Below are 21,657 nucleotides of genomic sequence, written 5' to 3'. Positions count from 1 at the left end.
GACAACGGCCGTCCGTCCGCTGCCGGCGCTAGCCGAGCGACGTTCACCGCAGCGGGCGCTGTCGCCCGATAGCGGAAATCGCCGCCGCCTGCACGCGGTCATTGCCGCTGCGGCGGCGATCCGGCGACTTTACGGGGCGACGTCTGCGGGCGGCAGGCTTGCGAGGGCCGCAAAGCCGCGCTCGAGGTCGGCCTGGAGGTCCGCGGTATCCTCGAGCCCGATCTGCAGCCGGATGACCGGCCCCTCCGCGGGCGCCTTGGCGTGGACGCGGTCGGAGAGGTCGACGAGCACGGCAAGGCTCTCGAAGCCACCCCAGGAATAGCCGAGGCCGAACAGCTTGAGGGTATCGAGGAAGGCCGCGGCCTCACGAAACCCGCCGCCGTCGAGGACGATCGAGAACAGCCCGCTCGCCCCCGTGAACTGCCGTTTCCAGAGATCGTGCCAGGGAAAGGACGGCAGGGCCGGGTGCAGCACGCGCGCCACCTCCGGCCGGGTCTCCAGCCATTCCGCAAGCCGCAGCGCGCTCTCCTGGTGGCGCTCGAGGCGCAGCCCCATCGTCTTCAGCCCGCGCAGGACGAGATAGGTGTCGTCGGGGGCGGCGTTGACGCCGATCGCCATCTGCGTGTCGCGCAGCCGGTCGAACGTCGCCGCATTGGCCGAGACGCTGCCCATCATCACGTCCGAATGGCCGCCCGGATACTTCGTCAGTGCGTGGATCGACAGGTCGACGCCGTGGTCGAGCGGCCGGAAGAGGAGCGGCGTCGCCCAGGTATTGTCGATCATCGTCACCGCGCCGCCGGCATGGGCGATGGCGCAGGCGGCGGCGACGTCGATCATCTCGAAGGTGTTGGAGCCCGGCGCCTCCAGAAACACCACCTTGGTCTCCGGCCGCATCAGGCTGGCGAGTTCGCCGGCGCGGGACGGATGGAAGTACTCGACGGCGATGCCCATCCGCCGCAGCACGGTGTCGGCGAACAGCCGGGTCGGCGAATAGACGGAGTCGATGATGAGCACGTGGTCGCCGCTGGACAGGAAGGCGAGCAACGGAAAGGTCACGGCCGCAAGACCCGACGGCAGGAGGATAGTGCCGGCCGAGCCTTCCAGATCATCCAGCGCCGCTTCCAGCGCATCGGTCGTCGGCGTGCCCCGCAGGCCGTAGATGTATTTGGACTTCCGGCTACGCATTGCCTGCGTGTCGGTGAAGAGCACGGTAGAGGCATGGTAAACCGCCGGATTCACGAAACCGTGCCGGTTTTGCGGGTCATCGCTGTGAATGAGCCGCGTATTGGGGCCGATGACGCCGGCGTCAGAGCTTGAATCGTCCACGATAATGTCCTGAATTCGGGTAAGGGGACATCACAGCCTGTGGGTCCCTGAAATAAAAACTGTCATCTGCTTGACCTGCCAATTTTTATGGCATGAGATCACAACGCAACAAACCATCCGCTGAGCGGCCCACCCGGGGCGGCCGTCGGGACCAAGCCGACCGGCTCCTTTTCGGTTCGCAAGGCAGCCCGTGTCCAGCGCAAAAATCAAGAACCGAAACAGATAACGGGAAGGTATTCTTATGAAATTGAAGCTTCTGACAGCAGCGCTCGGACTTTTCGTCTGTGGCACCGCGGTGACCAGCGGGTCGGCTGCGACGCTTGACGACGTCAAGGCGCGCGGCACGCTCAGATGCGGCGTGAACACGGGCCTGCCGGGCTTCGCCTCGCAGAACGACAGTGGCCAGTGGCAGGGTCTCGACGTCGACTATTGCAAGGCCGTCGCAGCCGCCGTGTTCGGTGACGTCAGCAAGGTGCAGTACGTGCCGCTCTCGGCCGTGCAGCGCTTCCCGGCTCTGCAGAACAATGAAATCGACATGCTCGCCCGCAACACCACGTGGACGATGAACCGCGACACGGCGCTCGGTCTCGATTTCGCGGGCATCAACTACTACGACGGCCAGGGCTTCATGGTGAAGAAGGAGCTGAACATCAATTCGGCTCTGCAGCTTTCCGGTGCGACCGTCTGCGTGCAGAGCGGCACCACTACCGAGCTGAACCTTGCCGACTATTTCAAGTCGAACAACATGACGTTCAACCCGGTCGTCATCGAGGCCCAAAACGACGTGAACGCCGCCTATGACAGCGGCCGTTGCGACGTGCTGACCACCGACCAGTCCGGCCTCTACGCCTCGCGCCTCGAGCTCGCCAAGCCGGACGACAGCGTCGTCCTGCCGGAGATCATCTCCAAGGAGCCGCTCGGACCGGCCGTTCGCGGCGGTGACTCGCAGTGGCTCGACGTGGTCAAGTGGACCCATTTCGCGCTGCTCGACGCCGAGGAGCTCGGCATCACCGCGGCCAACGTCGAGGAAATGAAGTCCTCGCCGAACCCTGAAATCCAGCGCATGCTGGGCGTCGGCTCGACCTTCGGTGCCGATGCCGGACTGCCGAACGACTGGGTCGTCAAAATCGTCCAGGGCGTCGGCAATTACGGCGAGGTCTTCGAGCGCAACATCGGCGCGGCGACCCCGCTCGGGATCGCCCGCGGCCAGAACGCGCTGTGGACCAAGGGTGGCCTGCAGTACGCGCCGCCGATCCGCTGATGCGGCCTCGGTCGGTTGGCCCGTTGACGGCCGGCTGACCTTCGGGTGAAACGTGCCAGGGGTCCGCGCCGCAAGGGGCGGACCCCTGGACCTACCCTCCTCAGGCATCCCGGTCCGACGTTCTACGTCCCGTGGGCGGGCATATCCGAGGGGTGGGCTGATCCGCCGATGACCCGACTTTTCTCCCCTCGAGGAGGCTAGCGCCGCTTCATGACTGCCGAAACCCATTCCTTGCCGCATGGCGCCACCAAGGATTCCTGGCTGACCAATCCGACTGTCCGCAGCACGCTGATCCAGATCGTGCTGATCCTTGCCGTCGTCGCGTTCGCCTGGTGGATCATCGACAACACCGCACGGAACATGGCGCAGGCGCGAATGGCGTCGGGTTTCGGCTTCCTCGGCACCCGTTCCAGTTTCGAGATCGGCCAGGCGGCGATCCAGTATTCCAGCGACTCGACGTATGGCCGCGCCATCGTCGTCGGCCTGTTGAACACGCTGATCATCGCCGTTTCCGGCATCATCTTCGCCACCATCGTCGGCTTTATCGTCGGGATCGGGCGGCTATCGCGCAATTTCCTGATCCGCGGCCTTGCCACCGTCTACGTCGAGACATTCCGCAACATTCCGCCGCTGCTGGTGATCCTGTTCTGGTATTTCGGCGTGCTGGGGCTTTTGCAGGCGCCGCGCAACCTGCCGGTATCGCCGATCGGCGTCTATCTCACCAATCGGGGCCTGCAGATTCCGGCGGCGATCTTCGAGCCGATGGCGATCTCTATCCTCATCGCCTTCGTCGTCGGCATCGCTGCGACCTGGTTTCTCGCCAGGCGTAACCGGGCGCTCCAACTCGCCACCGGTGAACGGCGCCCGCTGCTGCTGCCGGCGCTCGGCCTGATCATCGGCCTGCCGATCGTCGCCTATGTAGCGACGGGCTTTCCGATCGGCCTCGAAGTCCCCGCGGCGACCCGCTTCAACCTCGTCGGCGGCTGGCAGGTGAAGCCGGAATACATCGCGCTGTTCCTGGCGCTGTCGATCTACACCGGCGCCTTCATCGCCGAAATCGTACGCGCCGGCATCCTGTCGGTTTCGAAGGGGCAGTCGGAAGCGGCGATGGCGCTGGGGCTGACGCGCGGCAAGTTGCTGCGTCTGGTGGTCGTGCCGCAGGCATTCCGGGTGATCATCCCGCCGCTGACCAGCCAGTATCTCAACCTCACCAAGAATTCCTCGCTCGGCTTCGCCATCGGCTATCCCGAGCTCTACTCGATCGGCTCGACGGTCGCCAACCAGGCGGGCCAGACCGTCGAGGTGGTCGCCATCTGGATCTGCGCCTATCTTGGCATCAGTCTCGCAGCCTCCTTCCTGATGAACATGTTCAATGCCCGCATGGCATTGGTCGAACGCTGAGCGGGAAGACAGAGACATGGAAGATCCCACCCTGCGTTTCGTTTCGACCGAGCAGAAGCAGCCTTTGCCGCCGCCGCCTGGCGAGACCGGCTGGCCCGCCCGGATCCGCCGCAGCCTGTTCGCAACGCCGCTCGACACCGCGCTGACGCTCGTCGCTGGGCTGCTGATCGCCTACGTCGTCACCAACCTCCTGGAATGGGGCGTCTTTAACGCGGCTTTCGTCGGGGCGGACCGGACGGTCTGCTTGCCGAGGGACGGGCACGAGGCTGGCGCCTGCTGGGCTTTCGTCGGGGCGAAGTTCGAGCTGTTCATGTACGGCATCTATCCAGATGCAGAGCGCTGGCGGATCAATGCGCTGCTGGTGATGCTGGTGCTTCTGGTCGTGCCGATCGCCATTCCAAGCGTGCCGTACAAGCGCCTTAACGCGATCCTGCTCCTCGCCGTCTACCCATTCGTCGCCTTCGTGCTTCTAACCGGCGGCCGGTTCTCGATCTCCGGCGGCGGCATCGCTTTCTTCATGGCCGTCGCTGCTGCGATCACGCTTTACAGCGCCAGCGGCAAGATCGGCTTTCGCTGGAGCCATCCGCTGGTGCGGGTGGCGAGCGGGCTGCTTCTGGTCTCGCTGGTGCTGGTGCTGATCGCGGGGATCGTCTCTTCCGACCAGGTCCTGTTCCTCGACCAGCGCTTCTCGGTGCTGTCGATCGCAGCCTTCGCCGCCGCGCTGCTCTCCGTCGCCGCCACGGTCGCCTCGGCTTTCGGCGGGCCGGACGGTGCAAAGCGCGCCTTGTCGGACCTCGTCCCGTTCATCGCCGTCGTCGCGGCACTGGTGGTGGTCACCGCCGATTTCGGCCTTGAACCGGTGCGCACGAACTCGTGGGGCGGTCTCCTCCTGACGCTGGTCGTCGCCATCTCGGGCATCGTCGCCTCGCTGCCGCTCGGCATTCTCCTGGCGCTCGGCCGCCGCTCGCAGATGCCGGCGGTCAAGCTCTTCTGCGTCGCCTTCATCGAGTTCTGGCGCGGCATTCCGCTGATCACCGTGCTGTTCATGGCAAACTTCATGCTGCCGCTCTTCCTGCCGGCCGGCGTCAGCTTCGACCAGTTGTTGCGGGTGCTCGTCGGCGTCTCGCTGTTCTCCGCCGCCTACATGGCCGAAGTGGTGCGTGGCGGCCTGCAGGCGATCCCGAAAGGCCAGTACGAGGGCGCCGACGCGATGGCGCTGACCTATTGGCAGAAGATGCGGATGATCATCCTGCCGCAGGCGCTGAAGCTGGTCATTCCCGGTATCGTCAACACCTTCATCGGTCTGTTCAAGGACACCAGCCTCGTCGCCGCCGTCGGTCTCGCGGATCTTCTCGGGCAGGTCCGCCGCGGTTTCAGCGACCAGAACTGGTCGACCGAACAGACCCCGGCCACCGGTCTCGTCTTTGCCGCCTTCGTCTTCTGGCTCTTCTGCTTCTCGATGTCGCGCTATTCCGTCTATATGGAACGGCACCTCGACACCGGACACAAACGATAAGGATCTCCCAGCATGTCTTCCGTCGAGCCCATCGCCGCCGCCCCGCGGCCCGCCATGACCATCTCCAACGAGGTCGCGGTCGAACTCGTCAACGTCAACAAGTGGTACGGCGAGTTCCACGTGCTGCGCGACATCAACCTGCGCGTTCGCCGGGGTGAGCGGATCGTCGTCTGCGGCCCGTCCGGGTCCGGCAAGTCGACCATGATCCGCTGCATCAACCGGCTGGAAGAGCACCAGAAGGGCCAGATCGTCGTCGACGGCACCGAGCTCACCAACGACCTGAAGAAGATCGACGAGGTCCGCCGCGAAGTCGGCATGGTGTTCCAGCACTTCAACTTGTTCCCGCACCTCACCATTCTCGAGAACTGCACGCTCGCGCCGATCTGGGTCCGGAAGATGCCGAAAGCCAAGGCCGAGGAGATCGCGATGCATTATCTGAAGCGCGTCAAGATCCCCGAGCAGGCGAACAAGTATCCCGGCCAGCTCTCCGGCGGCCAGCAGCAGCGCGTCGCCATCGCGCGTTCGCTCTGCATGAGCCCCAAGGTCATGCTGTTCGACGAGCCGACCTCGGCGCTGGATCCGGAAATGATCAAGGAAGTTCTGGACGTCATGGTGGGTCTTGCCGAGGAAGGCATGACCATGGTCTGCGTGACGCACGAAATGGGCTTTGCCCGCCAGGTCGCCAACCGCGTCATCTTCATGGACGCCGGCCAGATCGTCGAGCAGAACGAGCCGACGGCGTTCTTCACCAACCCGCAGCACGAGCGCACCAAGCTCTTCCTGTCGCAGATCCTGCACTGAGGGCATGCGTCGACCGAAGGTAGATCGATGGTCGCTCCACCTTTGACAAGCTGTCGGCGTCGCGAGCTTTCGTTGTATCGCGATCGATAGAATGCTGTCGGGCGGGCGACCTTGAGACGAAAACTTCGAAGCGGACGGCGCTCGCGCCGTCCGCTTTTTTGTGCGTGGATCCTGAGGCTCGCAGAGCGAAAGCGGTGAGATCCGAATCGCTTGCGCCGTCTTGCCGCCGTTTTGATTCAAGGGGTTGAGGCAGGATGGCATGAAAAAGCCGGCGGGCCTCAGGGGACCGCCGGCTTCTGTTTTCGTCTAAACCGGATGGATCAGCGTGCGGCCGATGTGATCGGCTTGACCAGAGCCGTAATGCGCCGAAGCGTCACGCGCCGGTTCTCTCGGTTTTCCGTCTGGGTCGCGACCTTCAGGTCCTCCTCGCCATAGCCCTGCGTGATCAGGTTTTCGGCGGGAATGCTGAAATACTGCGATAGGGCGGTAGCGACGGCCTCGGCGCGCTGGTCGGAGAGCGCGAGGTTGGCGACGTTGCTGCCCACCGCATCGGTATGCCCCTCGATCAGGAAGGTCTCACCCGGGTTGTCCTTGATGACGCGGGCGACCGCATCGGCTAGCGCCTGCAGGTTCTTCACTTCGGCCTGCGAGATCGCCGCCGACCCGAAATCGAAGTTAATCGTGTTCACGTCGATACGCCGCACCTTGTCGCGGATACGGGCGGAACGGCGCACCTCGTCGACGGAGTAGATCCGCTCGACCGTCTCCACCGGCGGCGCCACGATGGTGTCGAAGTAGAGCTCCTCGTCCGGCTGGTCGACATCGACGATGTAGCGGTCGCGCGGGATGCGGATGTCGAGCGGTGGCAGATCCTCGCCTGGGTCATCGTAGTAGTCCGGGCGCGGACCGTCGTCCTCGGAGTAGGGGTCGTAGAACAGAACGACCTCGCGGCCGTCCGGATCGATGCGGGAGCGCTGGACGACATCGCCATACTCGTTGGTGATGGTCACCACCTGCGCTCCGTTGCCGCGCACGATCGTGTCGCGCGTCCGGCCGCGGGGCAGCCGTTCGCTGTACTGTTCGCGCGAGTCCACCGCGAGGCGGTTGTCGTCGTTCGACCGGATGAAATACCCGGCGGCTGCACCGACCGCTGCGCCGGCCGCGGCCGCCCCGACGATCGAGATGATGTCGCGGTCGCCAACCCGTTGCACGACTTCGCTCTCGGGCCGCTGGCGGTAGCGGGGCGCCTCCTGCAGGCGCTCGCCACGTTCGCTGGTGATGGGCTGCTCGACGACAGGGCGCGAGAGCGACTGAACGCGGGCGTCGCTCTGGTCGATGCGACCCTGCTCGACCGGCGCGTTCTGCACTTCCACTGGAACGGGCTTCGGAGCCTCTACGGGTGGCGCTGGCGCCGGCTGTGGGGCCGCCGCCGCGGGGGCTGGCGCTGCCGATGCTGCCGCGGGTGCCGGTGCTGCCGGTGCTGGTGCTGCGGGAGCACCGGGCTGCACACCATCTGCTGCCGGGGCCGGGGCTCCGGGGGTCGGCGGAGCAGCGGCAGGGGCAGGGGCGACTGCTTCCGGCTGCGCAGGCGCTGGCGCGGCAGGCGCAACGGTGCCAGGTGCTGGTGCTGCTGGCGCTGCGGCATCCGGTGCCGCGGCGGGTGCTGCAGCGTCGGGTGCGGCAGCTGGCTTTCCCTGTCCGGGCGTGCGGGCGCGGCGCTCGGCAGGAGCGGCGCGTTTTGCCGGCGGTTCAGTCGCAGCGGGGGCGGGCGCGGTCTCGGATGGTGCCGGCTCGGCAGCAGCCGGCGGTGCGGCGGGAGCTGGCTCAGCTGGAGCGGGCGCAGGCTCTGCTGGTGCGACTGGCTCCGCGGGCGCTGGCGCTGGCGCTGGTTCGGCTGGCACTGCCGGCTCGGGTGCTGCCTCTACCGGCGGTGCGGGTTCTGCCGCCTTTGGCCCGGCAGCCGGGGTTTCCGGTGCCGGCTCGCGGGCTGGCGCAGGAGTCTCGGCTTCGGGACCCGGCGCCTCCGGTTCGGCCGCCGGTGCGGGTTCAGGGGCTGCTTCAGGTGCAGGTGCTGGCTCCGGTGCGGGTTCCGGCTCTGGTGCTGGCTCGGGCGCGCGCTCCGGTTCTGGCGCCGGAGCGGCTTCGGGCTCGGGCGCTGTATCAGCTGGCGGCGCGGCATCGGTCGGCGCTTCCTCTGCCTGCGCCATGCGGATCGCGGCGTTCTGCTGCGCATAGGCGAAGGACGGACCGGACAGAGTAGTGGATGCAGCCAGCGCCGCGACAGTCAGGAGGCGTCCAGTGTTTCTCATCAAGGGCATCGATCATCCTCTTTGGTGCCGTCGGATATGACGGCGAGAGTTCCGAACTGTGGCTCGCTTACTGCTGCGGGCCTCGGAACTCGGCCGGTACCGTGGAAGTCGGCCGGCCCGTCATCCGTTCCGTGAAATATCCGAGACGCCGCCGCGCGGCCCGCCAAGGACGGGGGGCCGCCAATCATAGAGCCAGGCAAGATCGCGGGCGAGGGCGGCCTTCGGCCGGAGGCTCAGCGCAAGGTCACGCGCGAGCGACAACGGAAAGGGCAGGTGGTAGACCCGGCGGTGGAAGGCGACGCGTCGCAACACTTTCGCGATGCGGGGAATACGCTGTTCGTCGAAGCTTTGCCGGGCGTCCTCGAGCGTCGCATGCGTCGCAACGCAATGCGCGGCGACGAACGCATCTTCGATGGCCATGGCCGCTCCTTGCGCCGCATAGGGCAGCATGGCGTGAGCGGCATCGCCGATGACGAAAAGGCCGGGCGGGACCCCGGCATGGTCGAGCGGCGGGCGCGTCGACAGCGGCCAGGCGGTGGCCGGCCCTGCCGAGGCGATCAGCCCGAGCAGCGCGGGATCCCAGCCGGCGAAGCGGGCGAGCAGCTGATCCTTGGCGGACGAGGATGCGGGGCCCCCGGTAACGTCGCTGGCGCGGCCGATGAGGACGAGGTTCGTCTCGCGACCGCCGCGGATGGGATAGGCGACGGCATGGCGACGAGGCCCGAGCCAGGCCTCGATCCCGGTTGCGGCGGGCCGGGGGGATGGGCCTCCTGGCTGTGCGCTTGCGGTCATCCGCCAGGCGATATCGCCGGAAGGCACGGCCGCTGGTTGGACGAGCAGGCGAGCGATCGCCGACCCGACACCATCGGCGGCAATCACGATGTCCGCGCGCCGTTCCAAGGTCTCGCCGGCGGCGCTGGAGAAGCTGAGATCCCAGCTTTGACCGCCGTGCCGTGCAGCGATGCACGTGGCGCCGAGGGTCAGGACGATCCGCCTCTGCTGCCGGACGGCGGCGAGGAGGGCAGCCTGGAGGTCGGCGCGGTGCAGCGAGAGATAGGCGGTGCCGTCGCTTGCGGCGACCGGCACCTCGGCGATGCGACGGCCGCTCGGTCCCGACCGCAAGGTGACTCTGGACGCGGCGACGCCGTTCAGCGCCGAGGTTTCGATGCCGAGGGCCGCGAGGGTGCTGAGAGCGTTGGGAGAAAGTTGCAGTCCGGCGCCAGCCTCCTGCAGCCGTTCGGCGCGCTCGAGGACTTCGACGTCAAATCCGGCCTTGGCGAAGGCCAGCGCTGCCGTCAATCCGCCGATGCCGCCCCCGACGACCACGACGCGCGGGGCCTCGGCGCCGCGATCCGGTGCCGTCAGCACCGCAGAGACCGCCTCAGGCGGCGTTCCGGTCCGTGGCTTCGAGAAACAGGCAGCCGGCGGGAAGCGTGTCGGTGCCATGCAGCGCCGCGTTGAAGCGGTAGAGCGTCGAGCAGTAAGAGCAGACCTTCTCGCCGTCGTCGCCGAGGTCGACATAGACATGCGGATGATCGTGCGGCGGATTGGCACCGACGCACATGAACTCGGTCACCCCGATCTCGATCACATCGTGGCCGGCATCGTTCTGAAAATGCGGGATGATATGTCCGGCCATCGCTCGTCGTCTCCGTGCTCTATCTTTCGGGGCCTAGGGCATCATTCTTCGATCGGGTGAGTCCACCCAGTTGCGGGATGCCCCAGCAATTGCGCGGGACCATAATGGCCGGCGTTCTGAAAGGCCAGAGGCCGGGGCGGGGCGACGCAAAACCGGCGGCCGGACTTGCGCTTGCCGCACTGAGGCGGTTAGCCAGGGCGCGAAGACGACAGAGGACGATCATGGAATTTTTCGAGAACGACGGCCTGCGGCTCGCCTTTCGCTCCGACGGCGATCCCGCTGCGCCGGCGGTGATGCTGCTGCACGGCTTCGCGTCGAGCATGACGGTGAACTGGGTGGACCCCGGCTGGGTCTCGACCTTGACGGCGGCGGGGTATCGCACCGTCGCCTTCGATCACCGAGGTCACGGTGCGAGCGACAAGCCGCATGACGGCGCGGCCTACACGCCGCAGAAGATGGCCGGCGATGCGGCGGCCCTGATGGCCCATCTCGGCATCGCCGAGGCCGCGCTCTTCGGCTACTCGATGGGGGCGCGGGTCTCGGCTTACGCTGCGCTGGCGACGCCGGCGCTGTTCCCTCGGCTGGTCTTCGGCGGGCTCGGCATCGGGCTCGTCGATGGCGTCGGCGATTGGGATCCGATCGTCGCGGCCTTGCTGGCGCCTTCGCTCGATGAGGTCGAGGACGCCAGGGGCCGGATGTTCCGCGCCTTTGCCGATCGCACCAGGAGCGACAAGGTGGCGCTGGCGGCCTGCATCCAGACCTCGCGCACCGAGCCGACCAGAGAAGAGGTCGGACGGATCGCGCAGCCGACGCTGATCGGCGTTGGGACAGAGGACGACATCGCAGGCTCGGCGGCTGAACTTGCTGCCTTGATGCCGCGGGCGACGGCGTTCGACATTCCCGGCCGGGATCATATGCTGGCCGTCGGCGACCGGCGGTTCAAGGCGGAGGTGCTGCGTTTTCTCGGCGAAGCCCCGGCGCACGCAGCAGCGCCGCGCCCACAGGACGACGCTTGAACGGACACGTGTTGCAGGCGTTGAAAGATGGCGGCCGGCCCCGGCTTGTTCAAACCGGGTCCGACCGCTATTTTACCAAACAGTAGAATTGGCCGAGATGCCAGCGAAGGAAGTTCCGATGAGCGTTACCAGGCAGGCCCATGAGCGGCTGCTCGCCGTCGATCCGATCTGGGCGCGGGTCCGGGAGGAGACGCTGGAGGCCGCCGAACGGGAGCCGATGCTCTCTGGCTTTCTGTATGCCACCATCCTCAACCATGTGAGCCTCGAAGCGGCGGTCATCCACCGCGTGTCTCAGCGGCTCGATCACCCAGACGTTCCGGCGGTACTGATCAGCCAGGCCTATGAGGGCTTGCTCGGCGACAACTCGCAATGGTCGGAGACGCTGCGCAACGACATCCAGGCGGTGTTTGACCGCGATCCCGCCTGCGAGCGCTACATCGAGCCGCTGCTCTACTTCAAGGGTTTCCACGCGATTCAGACCCACCGGCTGGCGCACTGGCTGTGGCACGAAGGTCGGCGCGATTTCGCGCTCTATCTCCAGGCGCGATCGTCGGCGGTATTCCAGACGGACATTCATCCGGCGTCCAAGATGGGCCGCGGCATCTTCCTCGATCATGCGACGGGCCTCGTCGTCGGCTTTACCGCGGTGATCGGCGACAATGTCTCTATCCTGCAGGACGTGACGCTCGGCGGGACCGGAAAGGAGTTCGGCGACCGGCACCCGAAGATCGGCGACGGCGTCCTGATCGGCGCGGGGGCGAAGATCCTCGGCAACATCAAGGTCGGCAACTGCTCGAAGATTGCGTCGGGCTCGGTGGTCCTGAAGGAAGTGCCACCGCATGTCACCGTCGCCGGCATTCCGAGCCGGATCGTCGGGACCACCGACGACTGCGGCCGCGAGCCGGCGCGGGCGATGGACCACATGTTCGGCCGGGACGAGTAGGGCGGACGAGGAGGGCTATTGCTTTCGGCGCTCGGGTGCTAGCTACACGCTCCCCCGACATCGGCTGCAGGAGATGCCCATGAAGCCCGACGAGATCAAGAAGCTCGAGACCTATCTGAAGACCCTGTTCAAGGGATCCTCGGTCAGCGTTCGCGCTCTGCCGCGCAAGAACGATTCTGCCGAGCTCTACGTCAACGACGAGTTCGTCGGCACGGTGTCGAAGGATACCGACGAGGGCGAGCTGTCGTACCACGTGACGATGACGATCCTGGAAATGGATCTCGAGGCCTAAAGTCCTCGACCCGGTTGCGCCCGATACGGGCGGATCGTGGGGGCCGGGCGGATAGCCCCGGCTCCACCAGGCGAAGCCGGCACCGCCGCCGCCCTTAGAAATATCCGAAATGCCCCACCGCTGGTCCAAGCCGCCGCGCCGCCGATACATCTGCCGTGCGGATCCGCGTCGTTGCGCCGCTGCAAGACTTAACGACGTCTGAATTCCGGCGCTTCGGGCGTTAAGGTTTGGCGGTCTCGGCGACGGGCTTCCAAAAATTTCTTCGCAAGCCTTGGCAAGATGGTTAGCGAAATTCTCGGCTCAGCAGGCCGTCCGGCGGACGTCGGGCATGAAAAAACCGACCCTCTTGCGAGGGCCGGTTTCGGCAGGTCGGGACGGAGAGGTCGAAGATCCTGCCGCGAGGCCTTACTTGACGCTGCCGACCAGCATGTCGCGGTCATCGGCGATGCTGACCCACTTGGCCGAGTTCTTCTCGGACTGGCGCTTGAGGTAGCGGTATTCGGTTTCCTTCCAGTCCTTCACCTCGTCCTTGAGGTTGTCGAGGATGAAGTCGCCGCGGTCGGTGCGGACGGTGAGGACGGCGTGGCCGTCACCATTGGGCTGGCGGACGACGGTGACGAGGAGGGCGGAGCGCGGCAGGTCCGCCCGTTCCAGCATATACTGCTTCAAGAGGACGTAATCCTCGCAATCGCCCTCGGTCTTCGGGTAGGTCCAGTATTCGGCCTGGCCGTAGAGGTCGAGGTCGGTGCGCGGCAGGATGCCGGTGTTCACGGCGTTGTTGACTTCGACGATCTTGTCCCAGGTGCTGCGGGTCAGCTTGACCACGGAGGGGGCGTCGTTCTTCTGGCATTCGTCGGGGTAGCGCTTGCAGAAGTCGTAGTGACCGACCGGCTGCGAGGTTCCACCCATCACCGGCATCGGCAGGTTGTTGGCAGAAGCGCTTCCGCCCGACAGCGCCGCGGTCAGTGCAACCGCCATGGTCATCAGTAATCTTTTGATCATTGTTTCTCTCCGCCTCTGGAGTTGACAATGACGTTGGGTTTTTACTTCTGCGGCAAATTGAGATCGGCAAATTAAGTCAAATTATCCGCATCTCGTTCAGGTCCTATACTTGCAGATTTCTGGCGATAAACCGGAGGATTCGCCAGATCAAAAGCGTCGCTTATTAACCCTTTCGGGCTGCTTATCGTTAAGCATAGCGATGCCGCCGGTGCGCGGGGCATCGGCGGTCAGCCGTTGGGGCGTGTCGAGAGTGCTGGGCGGCGCTTAACTGCCCGGCGCTACCCCGAGGCAGAGCGCCAGGCATTGGGCGAAGGGGCAAGCGGACGACGCGCCACGATGCGGGTCAGCACCGGCTTCGGCCGCGCTGGCGAGCCGGGCAACGACCGTTCGATGCGGGGATGCCGGGAGCGCTGTCCGCGTGCGACGGTGCGGGCGCTACTCGTTCAGAGCTGTTCGAGCGTCTCGCGTTGCTGGACGGCGGCGAACTCGATGGCGAGGCCTTCTTCCAGATGGCGAACCACGCGCCCCTGCATCGTGCCGATGACGATGCGCGAACCGATGGCGGGGCGGACGGTCGATTTGACCGCGGCGCCCGAGAGCGAGAGATCGATGATCCGCACCTTGTACTGGCGGCCGTCGTCGAGGGTGATGTCGATGAACGGATTGCGCGGCTGGATACGGTCGTGCCGGCGGTCTTCCGGCAGGTCGAGTTCGTGCCGGTTGGCCAGCCAGGTCAGCTGCGCCGCCAGTTTTTCGCGCTTGCGGTCGGTGCCTTGCACCGTCATGGCGAAGCCGCCGGAATAGCCACGCGTCACATCGCCCTCGATCCGGCCGATGTGGTCGACGTAGAGGATAACGCGCTCGCCGGCCGTGGGCGTGATGGGCGTGACGACCGAAACGTCGCCCGGCGACATGTTGTCGACCCGGCACGGAAACTCGGTGCGATTCTCCAGCATGAAGCGGCCGAGCAGATCGACGGCGACGCGGCTGAACCGGCGGCGCTCCTCGGCATCGATGGTCTGGGCAGGTGCTGAGTTTTGCATGTCTGACCCGTGGCTCCGAGCCGCGCGCAGGCGGTTTCATCAACTGACACGCTATGCGACGAAACTTAACGTGAAATGAGCGTAGCCGCCAGACGGAAGATTTCTCTTAACCTTAGTCAGTAGCGCTTCGGATACGCTGCGTCGCCACGCCCGGTTTGTCTCGCGGCCCTCTGATCCGGCAGTGCTGCTGGTGGCCTGCTGTCTTTTCCGGCGATTGCAGGTATGAGGGCCGGCGGGGCGGCCGTCAGACCACCGCCAAGCCGCCAATCGGCCCGGGAGATGCGACTTGACCCTCGACGAAGACACGCAGCCGCCTGTCCGGCGGGTCAATCCGCCAGCATTCAACGTGCCGGGCGTCGTTCTCCTGCTTCTGGTCGTGCTGGCATTGGTCCAGGCGCTGCGCAGCTTCGTGCTGACACCTGAAACCGACGACTGGGTGCTGACGCAGTTCGCCTTCATTCCCGGCTGTTATTCCGAGTCCTGCGGCCTGTTCCTCGACCGCAATCCGGGCGCGCAGATCTGGTCGCCGCTCAGCCATGCGTTCCTGCACGGCGACTGGACGCATCTCGGGCTCAACACCGTCTGGCTGCTGGCTTTCGGGACGCCGGTAGCGCGCCGGTTCGGCGCCGAACGCTTCCTGGCTTTCTCGGCGCTCGGCGCCGTGGCGGGGGCTGCGACGTTCTATGCCTTCAACACCTCGTTGATCGTGCCGGTCATCGGTGCATCCGGCACCGTTTCGGCGCTGATGGGCGGCGCCTGCCGCTTCGCCTTCGGCTCGATCAGCCGGTCGGGCGTGCCAGCCGACCGCGCGCCGCTTCTGTCGTTCCGCCAGGCGCTCGGCGACCGGACCATCCTCTTCTTCATCCTGATCTTCCTCGCCACCAATATCCTGACGGCCACGGGCTATTCCGCCTTCGTCGACGGCGGCGCCTCCGTCGCTTGGGAGGCCCATGTCGGCGGGTTCCTGTTCGGCTTCCTGGCGATCGGGCTGTTCGACCGTCGCGCCTGACTGGCGTCCGTCAGGGGCGAGATCCCTTGCGGTCCGCTTCAGAGTGACGCACCATCCCGTCGGGCGACCGTACGGGAGGAATGGTCATGAGCGTAAAGCAGATCCTGGAAGAGAAGGGCCACGACGTCTTCACCCTCAGCGACAGCGCAACGCTGGGGGACGCAGCGAAGGCGCTGGCCACGCGGCGGATCGGCGCGCTGATCCTGCTCGATGCGGAAGGTCAGCTAGCCGGCATCCTGTCGGAGCGCGACGTGGTGCGGATGATCGGCACCACGGGACCGGATTGCCTGACGCAGGGCGTCGCCGACGTAATGACGCGGACGGTGACGACCTGCGGCGAGAACGCCACCGTGAACGAGGTGATGGAGCTGATGACCAATGGCCGCTTCCGGCACATTCCGGTGGTCGAGCGCGGCAAGCTGGTCGGTCTCATCTCGATCGGCGATCTCGTCAAGCGCCGCATCGAGGATGCCGAGCGCGAGGCCGAGGACATGCGCACCTACATCGCGGCAGCAGGCTAGGGGCGGCGGTACGGTTCGCCTTCTCGGCGCATCAGGCGTGTCGACAAGTCCGTTCTGCGGACGGTGCTGCCGGAAACTGTTCAGCTCTGCACATAGCCCTCGGTGACACGCTCGATCTCTGGAAGGCGACGCATCGTCTCCTCGTAGCCGAACTGGATGGCCTCGGCCGCGCGATAGAATTCCGACAGCCCGATATCGCGGACCTTCGGCTGCAGCGAGAGGTCGGGCGGATCACCGGCAAGGCGCGATCGCGAGATGCGGTCCTGCACGATGTTGAAGGCATCCGCCATCGAGCGGGTGATGCCGATCTTCTCGCGCCGGCGGATCGCCTCCAGTGCCGGCAGGTCCAGCTCATCGTCGATCGGCATGGGCGGGGACTTCAGCTTCAAGGCCGGCGGCGTCGCGCGCATCCGCAGCACCGCGGCCCGGCCGAAGAGGTCGTAGTTGAGGTTCACGGCGACGACGAGCTGGGCCTCGTAGGCGCGGCAGACCGAGACGGGGACCGGGTTGACCAGCGCGCCGTCGACCAGGCGCCGGTCGCCGACCATCACCGGCTCGAAAACGCCCGGCAGCGCATAGGACGCGCGCATGGCAAGGACCAGCGAGCCGGAATCGAGCCACACCTCATGGCCGCTGCGGGCTTCGGTGGCCACGCAGACGAGCGGCCGGTCTAGATCCTCGATCTCGGCGTTCTCCAGCGTCTCGATCAGCCGCCGCGTCAGCCGCATGCCGCCGAGGAGGCCCGCCCCGCCAAAGCGCACGTCGAGAAAGCGCACCAGGCCGCGCCGGGTGAGGGACCGGGCAAAATCCTCCAGTTCGTCGAGCCGCCCGGCGAGATAGCATCCGCCGACCAGTGCGCCGATCGACGTGCCGGCAATCATCGAGACGTGAATGCCGGCTTCATCGAGTGCCCGCAAGACGCCGATGTGCGCCCAGCCGCGTGCGGCGCCGCCGCCCAGCGCCAGGGCAATCTTGAACTTCGTCCGGGGCGCGGGCTCCACGGGGACTGATAATGCGGGGGTCCGCGGCTTCTGTTCGCTTCGTCTGAAAACCCGTTCCAACATTGCATGAGGTCCTGGTTCGCCGTGTGAGAGCCACGTGTCCCGCGGGGCGCGCGAAGAACGGGTGGTCTGTCGCCGCCGACACGGCGCCGTATCCCGGAAACGCCCGAGGGACAGCGCCGCGCCGGCGACATCGCATCAGCTTAGCGCAAAAGCTTTGCCGCTTTTTAAAGGCTGTAATTTCGGTTCTGCGGGGGCGTGCGCCGATTTCCAAGGCGTAGAAGACGCCTCAACTCTCCGGTGTCCCGACCTGATCGCCGATCAGGGCGTGTCCCAGCGCCGATGCTTCAGACAGGCGCATCCGTCACGAGCGAGAGCTCGGCGCCGTCGCGATCGACGCGGCGGTAGAAGCAGGTCTCGCGGTGCGTGTGGCAGGTTTCTTCCGGCTTCGAGACGTCGACCTTCAGCCAGACGGCATCCTGGTCGCAGTCGACCCTGATCTCCCGGACCGTCTGAAGGGCACCCGAGGTCTCACCCTTCTTCCACAGGCTCTGGCGGGAGCGGCTGAAGTAATGGGCGATGCCGGTCGAGATGGTGAGCTCGAGCGCTTGCCGGTCCATGTGCGCCACCATCAGCAGCGTGCCGGAGGTCGCGTCGGTGACGACCGCCGTCACCAGCCCTGTTGCGTCGAAACGCGGCGCGAGGACGTCGCCTTCCTCCTGGTCGGCGGCCCTCTCGAAAGGTGGATGGAAATCCGCCATCAGCGGTGTCTGATCATGTCGAGGAAGCGGACGCGCTCGTTGCCGTCATCGGCGAAGACGCCGAAGAAACTCGTGGTGAGCGTCGTCGAGCCCTTCGTCTTGATGCCGCGCATCGACATGCACATGTGCTCGGCCTCGATCATCACGGCGACGCCGCGCGGCTTCAGCACGTCCTCGATCGTCGAGGCGATCTGAGCGGTCATCGTCTCCTGCGTCTGCAGGCGGCGGGCGAAGATGTCGACGACGCGGGCGATCTTGGAAAGGCCGAGAACGCGGCCGGCCGGCAGATAGGCGACATGCGCCTTGCCGATGATCGGCACCATGTGGTGTTCGCAGTGCGAATGGAAATCGATGTCGCGCACCAGCACCACGTCGTCATAGCCGGCGACCTCGCCGAAGGTGCGGCCGAGAACGTCGGTCGCATCCTGCGCGTATCCGCCGAAGAGTTCCTCGTAGGATTTCACCACGCGCGCGGGCGTCTCGATCAGGCCCTCGCGGCTCGGATCGTCACCCGCCCACCGGATCAAGGTGGAGACGGCGGCCTGCGCCTCCTCGCGGCTGGGACGGCCGTGCCGCTTCTCCGCATGCCCCTCGGCGATCTTCCTGACGATGGCGTCCATCACATACTCGCTACAAGGCGTTCCAAACGGGGTGCAGCAAGCTGCATGCCGCGTCATTCCCTACATCGAAGGGCCGTCTTCGTGAACCGGCTTCCTGCATTATGCTTTCACATCCCGTCTGGGACGAAAGCCGGCCTTTGTCTTTCGGGATCGTGATCCCGCTCCTATATAGCCAGAGCGGCCTCACCTTGTAGCCCGCACCGCCCATCATCCGCAGGACGAAGCCGTGCTCGACGATATCTACAATGCCCGGATCCTCGACTATGCCGGCAATATCAGCCGGATCGGCCGGCTGGAGGCGCCCGACGCCTCGGCCACCGCGCACTCGAGGCTTTGCGGCTCGACGGTGATCGTCGATCTGAAACTTGGCAAGGGTGTGGTCACCGATTTCGGCCATGTGGTGAAGGCCTGTGCGCTGGGCCAGGCCTCGTCCGCGATCATGGCAAAGAGTATTCTCGGCGCGACCCCGGAAGAGCTTCGCGCCGTTCGTCTCGAGATGCAGCGGATGCTGAAAGAGAACGGCACGCCGCCGACCGGTCGTTTCGAGGACCTGAAGTATCTGGAGCCCGTGCGCGACTACAAGGCACGGCATGCCTCCACGCTGTTGACCTTCGACGCCGTGGTCGATGCGCTCGACCAGATCGACGCCAAAGCCGCGGCGAATGAGCCAGTCTCCGCCTGATGTGCGGCGACGCGCCTGAGATCAGCGATGCGAAGACGCCGGTGCCGGTGCCGGTGCCGCGGCGCAAGCTTTCGTCGCGCAACTACACCGGACCCTGGCCGCGGACGCCCGCGAGGCTTCTCGGGACGTGGCTCGTCCGGCTCTATCAGTTGACGCTATCCGGCTTCGTCGGCGGCAATTGCCGGCACCTGCCGACCTGTTCGGAATATGCCTACGAGGCAGTCGCCCGGCACGGGCTCTTCGCAGGCAGCTGGCTGACGGCCCGGCGCGTCGCCCGCTGCGGACCTTTCGGCGGAGCGGGAATTGATCCGGTTCCGCCGCCGACGCCGTAGACAGCTTCGCTTTCCGAGAGGATCGAGAACCGATAGGGCCAGGCGACGTGGCGTCCGCAGGATAATTCGCCGCTGCGCTTGTCTGTGCGCGGGCGGATGCTATGACGCCACCTCCGGTCGCAGGCCGGGCCAGTTCAATCGATCTTCAGGGCTTTCCCGCGTGGTATGCGGGGGTGAGCGGAAAGGAACAGAGATGATCGACGTCATTTTTCCCGATGGCTCCATTCGCCAGTTCACGGCCGAGACCACCGGTGCCGAGATCGCCGGCGGGATTTCCAAGTCGCTGCTGAAGAAGTCCGTGGCCTACGCCTTCGAGGGCGAGCTGCGCGATCTCGCCGATCCGGTCGGCGCCAGCGGCAAGATCGAGATCGTCACCCGTGACGACCCGCGCGCGCTCGAGCTGATCCGGCACGATGCGGCGCATGTGATGGCCGAGGCCGTGCAGGAGATCTGGCCGGGCACGCAGGTGACCATCGGCCCGGTCATCGAGAACGGCTTCTACTACGACTTCGCCAAGGAAGTGCCGTTCACCCCCGACGACCTGCCGGTGATCGAGAAGAAGATGGCGGAGATCATCCGCCGCAACGCGCCGTTCAAGAAGGACGTCTGGTCGCGGGCGAGGGCACGCGAGGTGTTCGCCGCCAAGGGCGAGACCTACAAGCTCGAGCTGATCGACGCGATCGGCGAGGACCAGGATCTCAAGATCTACAGCCAGGGCGACTGGTTCGACCTCTGCCGCGGCCCGCATATGGCGTCGACCGGCCAGATCGGCGAGAACTTCAAGTTGATGCGGGTGGCCGGCGCCTATTGGCGCGGCGACAGCAACAACCCGATGCTGTCGCGCATCTACGGCACGGCCTGGGCGACGGCCGAGCAGATGCAGAACTACCTGCACATGCTGGAGGAGGCGGAGAAGCGCGACCACCGTCGGCTGGGCCGGGAAATGGATCTCTTCCACTTCCAGGAGGAGGGACCGGGCGTCGTGTTCTGGCATCCGAACGGCTGGTCGATCTTCCAGGAGCTCGTCGCCTACATGCGCCGCCGTCTCGTCGGCGCCTATCAGGAGGTCAACGCTCCGCAGCTGCTCGACAAGTCGCTCTGGGAGATCTCCGGGCACTGGGGCTGGTACCGCGAGAACATGTTCGCAGCGACCTCGGCCGGCGATGACACCGAGGACGAGCGCGTCTTCGCGCTGAAGCCGATGAACTGCCCTGGCCATGTGCAGATCTTCAAGTACGGCCTGAAGTCGTACCGCGACCTGCCGATCCGCCTGTCGGAGTTCGGCGCCGTGCACCGCTACGAGCCGTCCGGCGCGATGCACGGGCTGATGCGCGTGCGCGGCTTCACGCAGGATGACGCCCACATCTTCTGCACCGAGGCGCAGATGGCGGCCGAGTGCCTCGCGATCAACGACCTCATCCTCTCGGTCTACCGCGACTTCGGCTTCGAGGACGTGATGATCAAGCTGTCGACCCGGCCGGAGAAGCGGGTTGGATCGGACGATCTCTGGGACACCGCGGAGACCGTGATGATGCGCGTGCTCGAGGAGATCGAGCAGCAGTCGGGTGGGCGGATCACCACCGGCATCAACCCGGGCGAGGGCGCCTTCTACGGCCCGAAGTTCGAGTACACGCTGAAGGACGCGATCGGCCGCGAATGGCAGTGCGGCACGACGCAGGTCGACTTCAACCTGCCGGAGCGTTTCGGCGCGTTCTACATCGACGCGGACTCCAACAAGACCGTGCCGGTGATGATCCACCGGGCGATCTGCGGCTCGATGGAGCGCTTCCTCGGCATCCTGCTCGAGAACTTTGCCGGCCACCTGCCGCTCTGGCTGGCGCCGGTGCAGATCGTCGTGGCGACGATCACCTCGGAGACCGACGGCTATGCGGAGGACGTCGTGCAGCAGCTGCGCGAGGCCGGCCTGCGGGTGAAGCTCGATGTCCGCAACGAGAAGATCAACTACAAGGTCCGCGAGCACAGCCTCGCCAAGGTCCCGGTCATGCTCGTCTGCGGCAAGCGCGAGGCGGAAGAGAAGACGGTGAACATCCGACGTCTCGGCTCGCGCGACCAGCAGTCGGCGACGCTCGCCGAGACCCTCGAGAACCTCGTCGCCGAGGCGGTCGCGCCGGATCTGAAGCGCAGCCGCGAGGAGCGCCTGGCTCGCAGCACCGCGGCGTAA

The 21,657-nt window shown here is 66.0% G+C and carries 21 protein-coding genes; 12 read left to right on the top strand and 9 right to left on the bottom strand.

Translation table 11 applies throughout. The annotated features are described in order from the left end of the window. Nucleotides 1–129: 129 nt before the first annotated feature. On the bottom strand, nt 130–1,326 hold the full coding sequence (gene metC, locus ACZL02_RS08335; RefSeq protein WP_472937475.1) for a cystathionine beta-lyase: 1,197 nt from the start codon (nt 1,324–1,326) through the stop codon (nt 130–132). Between the two features lie 241 nt (nt 1,327–1,567). On the opposite strand from metC, the gene ACZL02_RS08330 reads away from it, so the two are divergent. The 4 genes from ACZL02_RS08330 to ACZL02_RS08315 all read left to right on the top strand — a co-directional run bounded on the left by ACZL02_RS08330 (nt 1,568) and on the right by ACZL02_RS08315 (nt 6,305). After that, complete coding sequence (locus ACZL02_RS08330) at nt 1,568–2,587, top strand: amino acid ABC transporter substrate-binding protein (protein ID WP_472937476.1); 1,020 nt, start codon at nt 1,568–1,570, stop codon at nt 2,585–2,587. Nucleotides 2,588–2,797: 210 nt separating this feature from the next. Then, nucleotides 2,798–3,988 (top strand): amino acid ABC transporter permease, encoded by a 1,191-nt coding sequence (locus ACZL02_RS08325; RefSeq protein ID WP_472937477.1) that lies wholly within the window; start codon nt 2,798–2,800, stop codon nt 3,986–3,988. 16 nt (nt 3,989–4,004) lie between these two features. Next, nucleotides 4,005–5,504, top strand: coding sequence for an amino acid ABC transporter permease (locus ACZL02_RS08320; RefSeq protein WP_472937478.1), 1,500 nt, complete (start codon nt 4,005–4,007; stop codon nt 5,502–5,504). A 54-nt stretch (nt 5,505–5,558) separates the two neighbouring features. Further along, the gene (locus tag ACZL02_RS08315; protein ID WP_472938130.1) at nt 5,559–6,305 is read left to right on the top strand and encodes an amino acid ABC transporter ATP-binding protein; all 747 of its coding nucleotides are present in this window, start codon (nt 5,559–5,561) and stop codon (nt 6,303–6,305) included. Between the two features lie 320 nt (nt 6,306–6,625). Here ACZL02_RS08315 and ACZL02_RS08310 read toward each other — a convergent pair whose 3' ends face one another. The 3 genes from ACZL02_RS08310 to ACZL02_RS08300 all read right to left on the bottom strand — a co-directional run bounded on the left by ACZL02_RS08310 (nt 6,626) and on the right by ACZL02_RS08300 (nt 10,253). Further along, nucleotides 6,626–7,678 carry an OmpA family protein gene (locus ACZL02_RS08310; RefSeq protein ID WP_472937479.1) on the bottom strand — a complete coding sequence of 351 codons (1,053 nt, stop codon included), beginning with the start codon at nt 7,676–7,678 and terminating at the stop codon, nt 6,626–6,628. 1,056 nt (nt 7,679–8,734) lie between these two features. Continuing rightward, nucleotides 8,735–9,982, bottom strand: coding sequence for an FAD-dependent monooxygenase (locus ACZL02_RS08305; RefSeq protein WP_472937480.1), 1,248 nt, complete (start codon nt 9,980–9,982; stop codon nt 8,735–8,737). A 13-nt stretch (nt 9,983–9,995) separates the two neighbouring features. Further along, nucleotides 9,996–10,253, bottom strand: coding sequence for a zinc-finger domain-containing protein (locus ACZL02_RS08300; protein WP_472935092.1), 258 nt, complete (start codon nt 10,251–10,253; stop codon nt 9,996–9,998). A gap of 221 nt (nt 10,254–10,474) precedes the next feature. Between ACZL02_RS08300 and ACZL02_RS08295 the strand changes: the two genes are divergently transcribed. The 3 genes from ACZL02_RS08295 to ACZL02_RS08285 all read left to right on the top strand — a co-directional run bounded on the left by ACZL02_RS08295 (nt 10,475) and on the right by ACZL02_RS08285 (nt 12,504). Continuing rightward, complete coding sequence (locus tag ACZL02_RS08295; RefSeq protein ID WP_472937481.1) at nt 10,475–11,269, top strand: alpha/beta fold hydrolase; 795 nt, start codon at nt 10,475–10,477, stop codon at nt 11,267–11,269. A gap of 118 nt (nt 11,270–11,387) precedes the next feature. Next, the gene (cysE, locus tag ACZL02_RS08290; RefSeq protein ID WP_472937482.1) at nt 11,388–12,212 is read left to right on the top strand and encodes a serine O-acetyltransferase; all 825 of its coding nucleotides are present in this window, start codon (nt 11,388–11,390) and stop codon (nt 12,210–12,212) included. A gap of 79 nt (nt 12,213–12,291) precedes the next feature. Next, the gene (locus ACZL02_RS08285; protein WP_472937483.1) at nt 12,292–12,504 is read left to right on the top strand and encodes a DUF3126 family protein; all 213 of its coding nucleotides are present in this window, start codon (nt 12,292–12,294) and stop codon (nt 12,502–12,504) included. A gap of 405 nt (nt 12,505–12,909) precedes the next feature. Here the strand turns inward: ACZL02_RS08285 and ACZL02_RS08280 are convergent, their stop codons facing one another. Both ACZL02_RS08280 and ACZL02_RS08275 read right to left on the bottom strand, forming a co-directional pair. Next, on the bottom strand, nt 12,910–13,506 hold the full coding sequence (locus ACZL02_RS08280) for a transglutaminase-like cysteine peptidase (RefSeq protein WP_472937484.1): 597 nt from the start codon (nt 13,504–13,506) through the stop codon (nt 12,910–12,912). Nucleotides 13,507–13,949: 443 nt separating this feature from the next. After that, on the bottom strand, nt 13,950–14,549 hold the full coding sequence (locus ACZL02_RS08275) for a PilZ domain-containing protein (RefSeq protein ID WP_472937485.1): 600 nt from the start codon (nt 14,547–14,549) through the stop codon (nt 13,950–13,952). 286 nt (nt 14,550–14,835) lie between these two features. On the opposite strand from ACZL02_RS08275, the gene ACZL02_RS08270 reads away from it, so the two are divergent. Together ACZL02_RS08270 and ACZL02_RS08265 are read left to right on the top strand one after the other, a co-directional pair. Continuing rightward, nucleotides 14,836–15,558 carry a rhomboid family intramembrane serine protease gene (locus ACZL02_RS08270; RefSeq protein ID WP_472937486.1) on the top strand — a complete coding sequence of 241 codons (723 nt, stop codon included), beginning with the start codon at nt 14,836–14,838 and terminating at the stop codon, nt 15,556–15,558. 86 nt (nt 15,559–15,644) lie between these two features. Further along, the gene (locus ACZL02_RS08265) at nt 15,645–16,079 is read left to right on the top strand and encodes a CBS domain-containing protein (protein ID WP_472937487.1); all 435 of its coding nucleotides are present in this window, start codon (nt 15,645–15,647) and stop codon (nt 16,077–16,079) included. Nucleotides 16,080–16,159: 80 nt separating this feature from the next. Here ACZL02_RS08265 and ACZL02_RS08260 read toward each other — a convergent pair whose 3' ends face one another. The 3 genes from ACZL02_RS08260 to folE form a co-directional block, all read right to left on the bottom strand. Continuing rightward, the gene (locus tag ACZL02_RS08260; RefSeq protein ID WP_472937488.1) at nt 16,160–17,143 is read right to left on the bottom strand and encodes a patatin-like phospholipase family protein; all 984 of its coding nucleotides are present in this window, start codon (nt 17,141–17,143) and stop codon (nt 16,160–16,162) included. A 284-nt stretch (nt 17,144–17,427) separates the two neighbouring features. After that, on the bottom strand, nt 17,428–17,844 hold the full coding sequence (hisI, locus tag ACZL02_RS08255; RefSeq protein ID WP_472938131.1) for a phosphoribosyl-AMP cyclohydrolase: 417 nt from the start codon (nt 17,842–17,844) through the stop codon (nt 17,428–17,430). Next, a complete protein-coding gene (gene folE / locus ACZL02_RS08250) occupies nt 17,841–18,461 on the bottom strand; it encodes a GTP cyclohydrolase I FolE (RefSeq protein ID WP_472937489.1) in 621 nt (206 codons plus the stop codon). Before folE ends, hisI begins: the two co-directional genes overlap by 4 nt. A 226-nt stretch (nt 18,462–18,687) precedes the next feature. Between folE and ACZL02_RS08245 the strand changes: the two genes are divergently transcribed. The 3 genes from ACZL02_RS08245 to thrS all read left to right on the top strand — a co-directional run bounded on the left by ACZL02_RS08245 (nt 18,688) and on the right by thrS (nt 21,657). Then, complete coding sequence (locus tag ACZL02_RS08245; RefSeq protein ID WP_472937490.1) at nt 18,688–19,143, top strand: iron-sulfur cluster assembly scaffold protein; 456 nt, start codon at nt 18,688–18,690, stop codon at nt 19,141–19,143. Then, nucleotides 19,143–19,475: a membrane protein insertion efficiency factor YidD gene (gene yidD / locus ACZL02_RS08240; protein WP_472937491.1), complete on the top strand. Its 333-nt coding sequence runs from the start codon at nt 19,143–19,145 to the stop codon at nt 19,473–19,475. Before ACZL02_RS08245 ends, yidD begins: the two co-directional genes overlap by 1 nt. Nucleotides 19,476–19,668: 193 nt before the next feature. Beyond that, nucleotides 19,669–21,657, top strand: coding sequence for a threonine--tRNA ligase (gene thrS, locus ACZL02_RS08235; protein ID WP_472937492.1), 1,989 nt, complete (start codon nt 19,669–19,671; stop codon nt 21,655–21,657).

This window comes from Mesocryomonas fontinalis (genome assembly GCF_055730125.2).
This window is presented reverse-complemented; position numbering and strand designations above follow the sequence as displayed.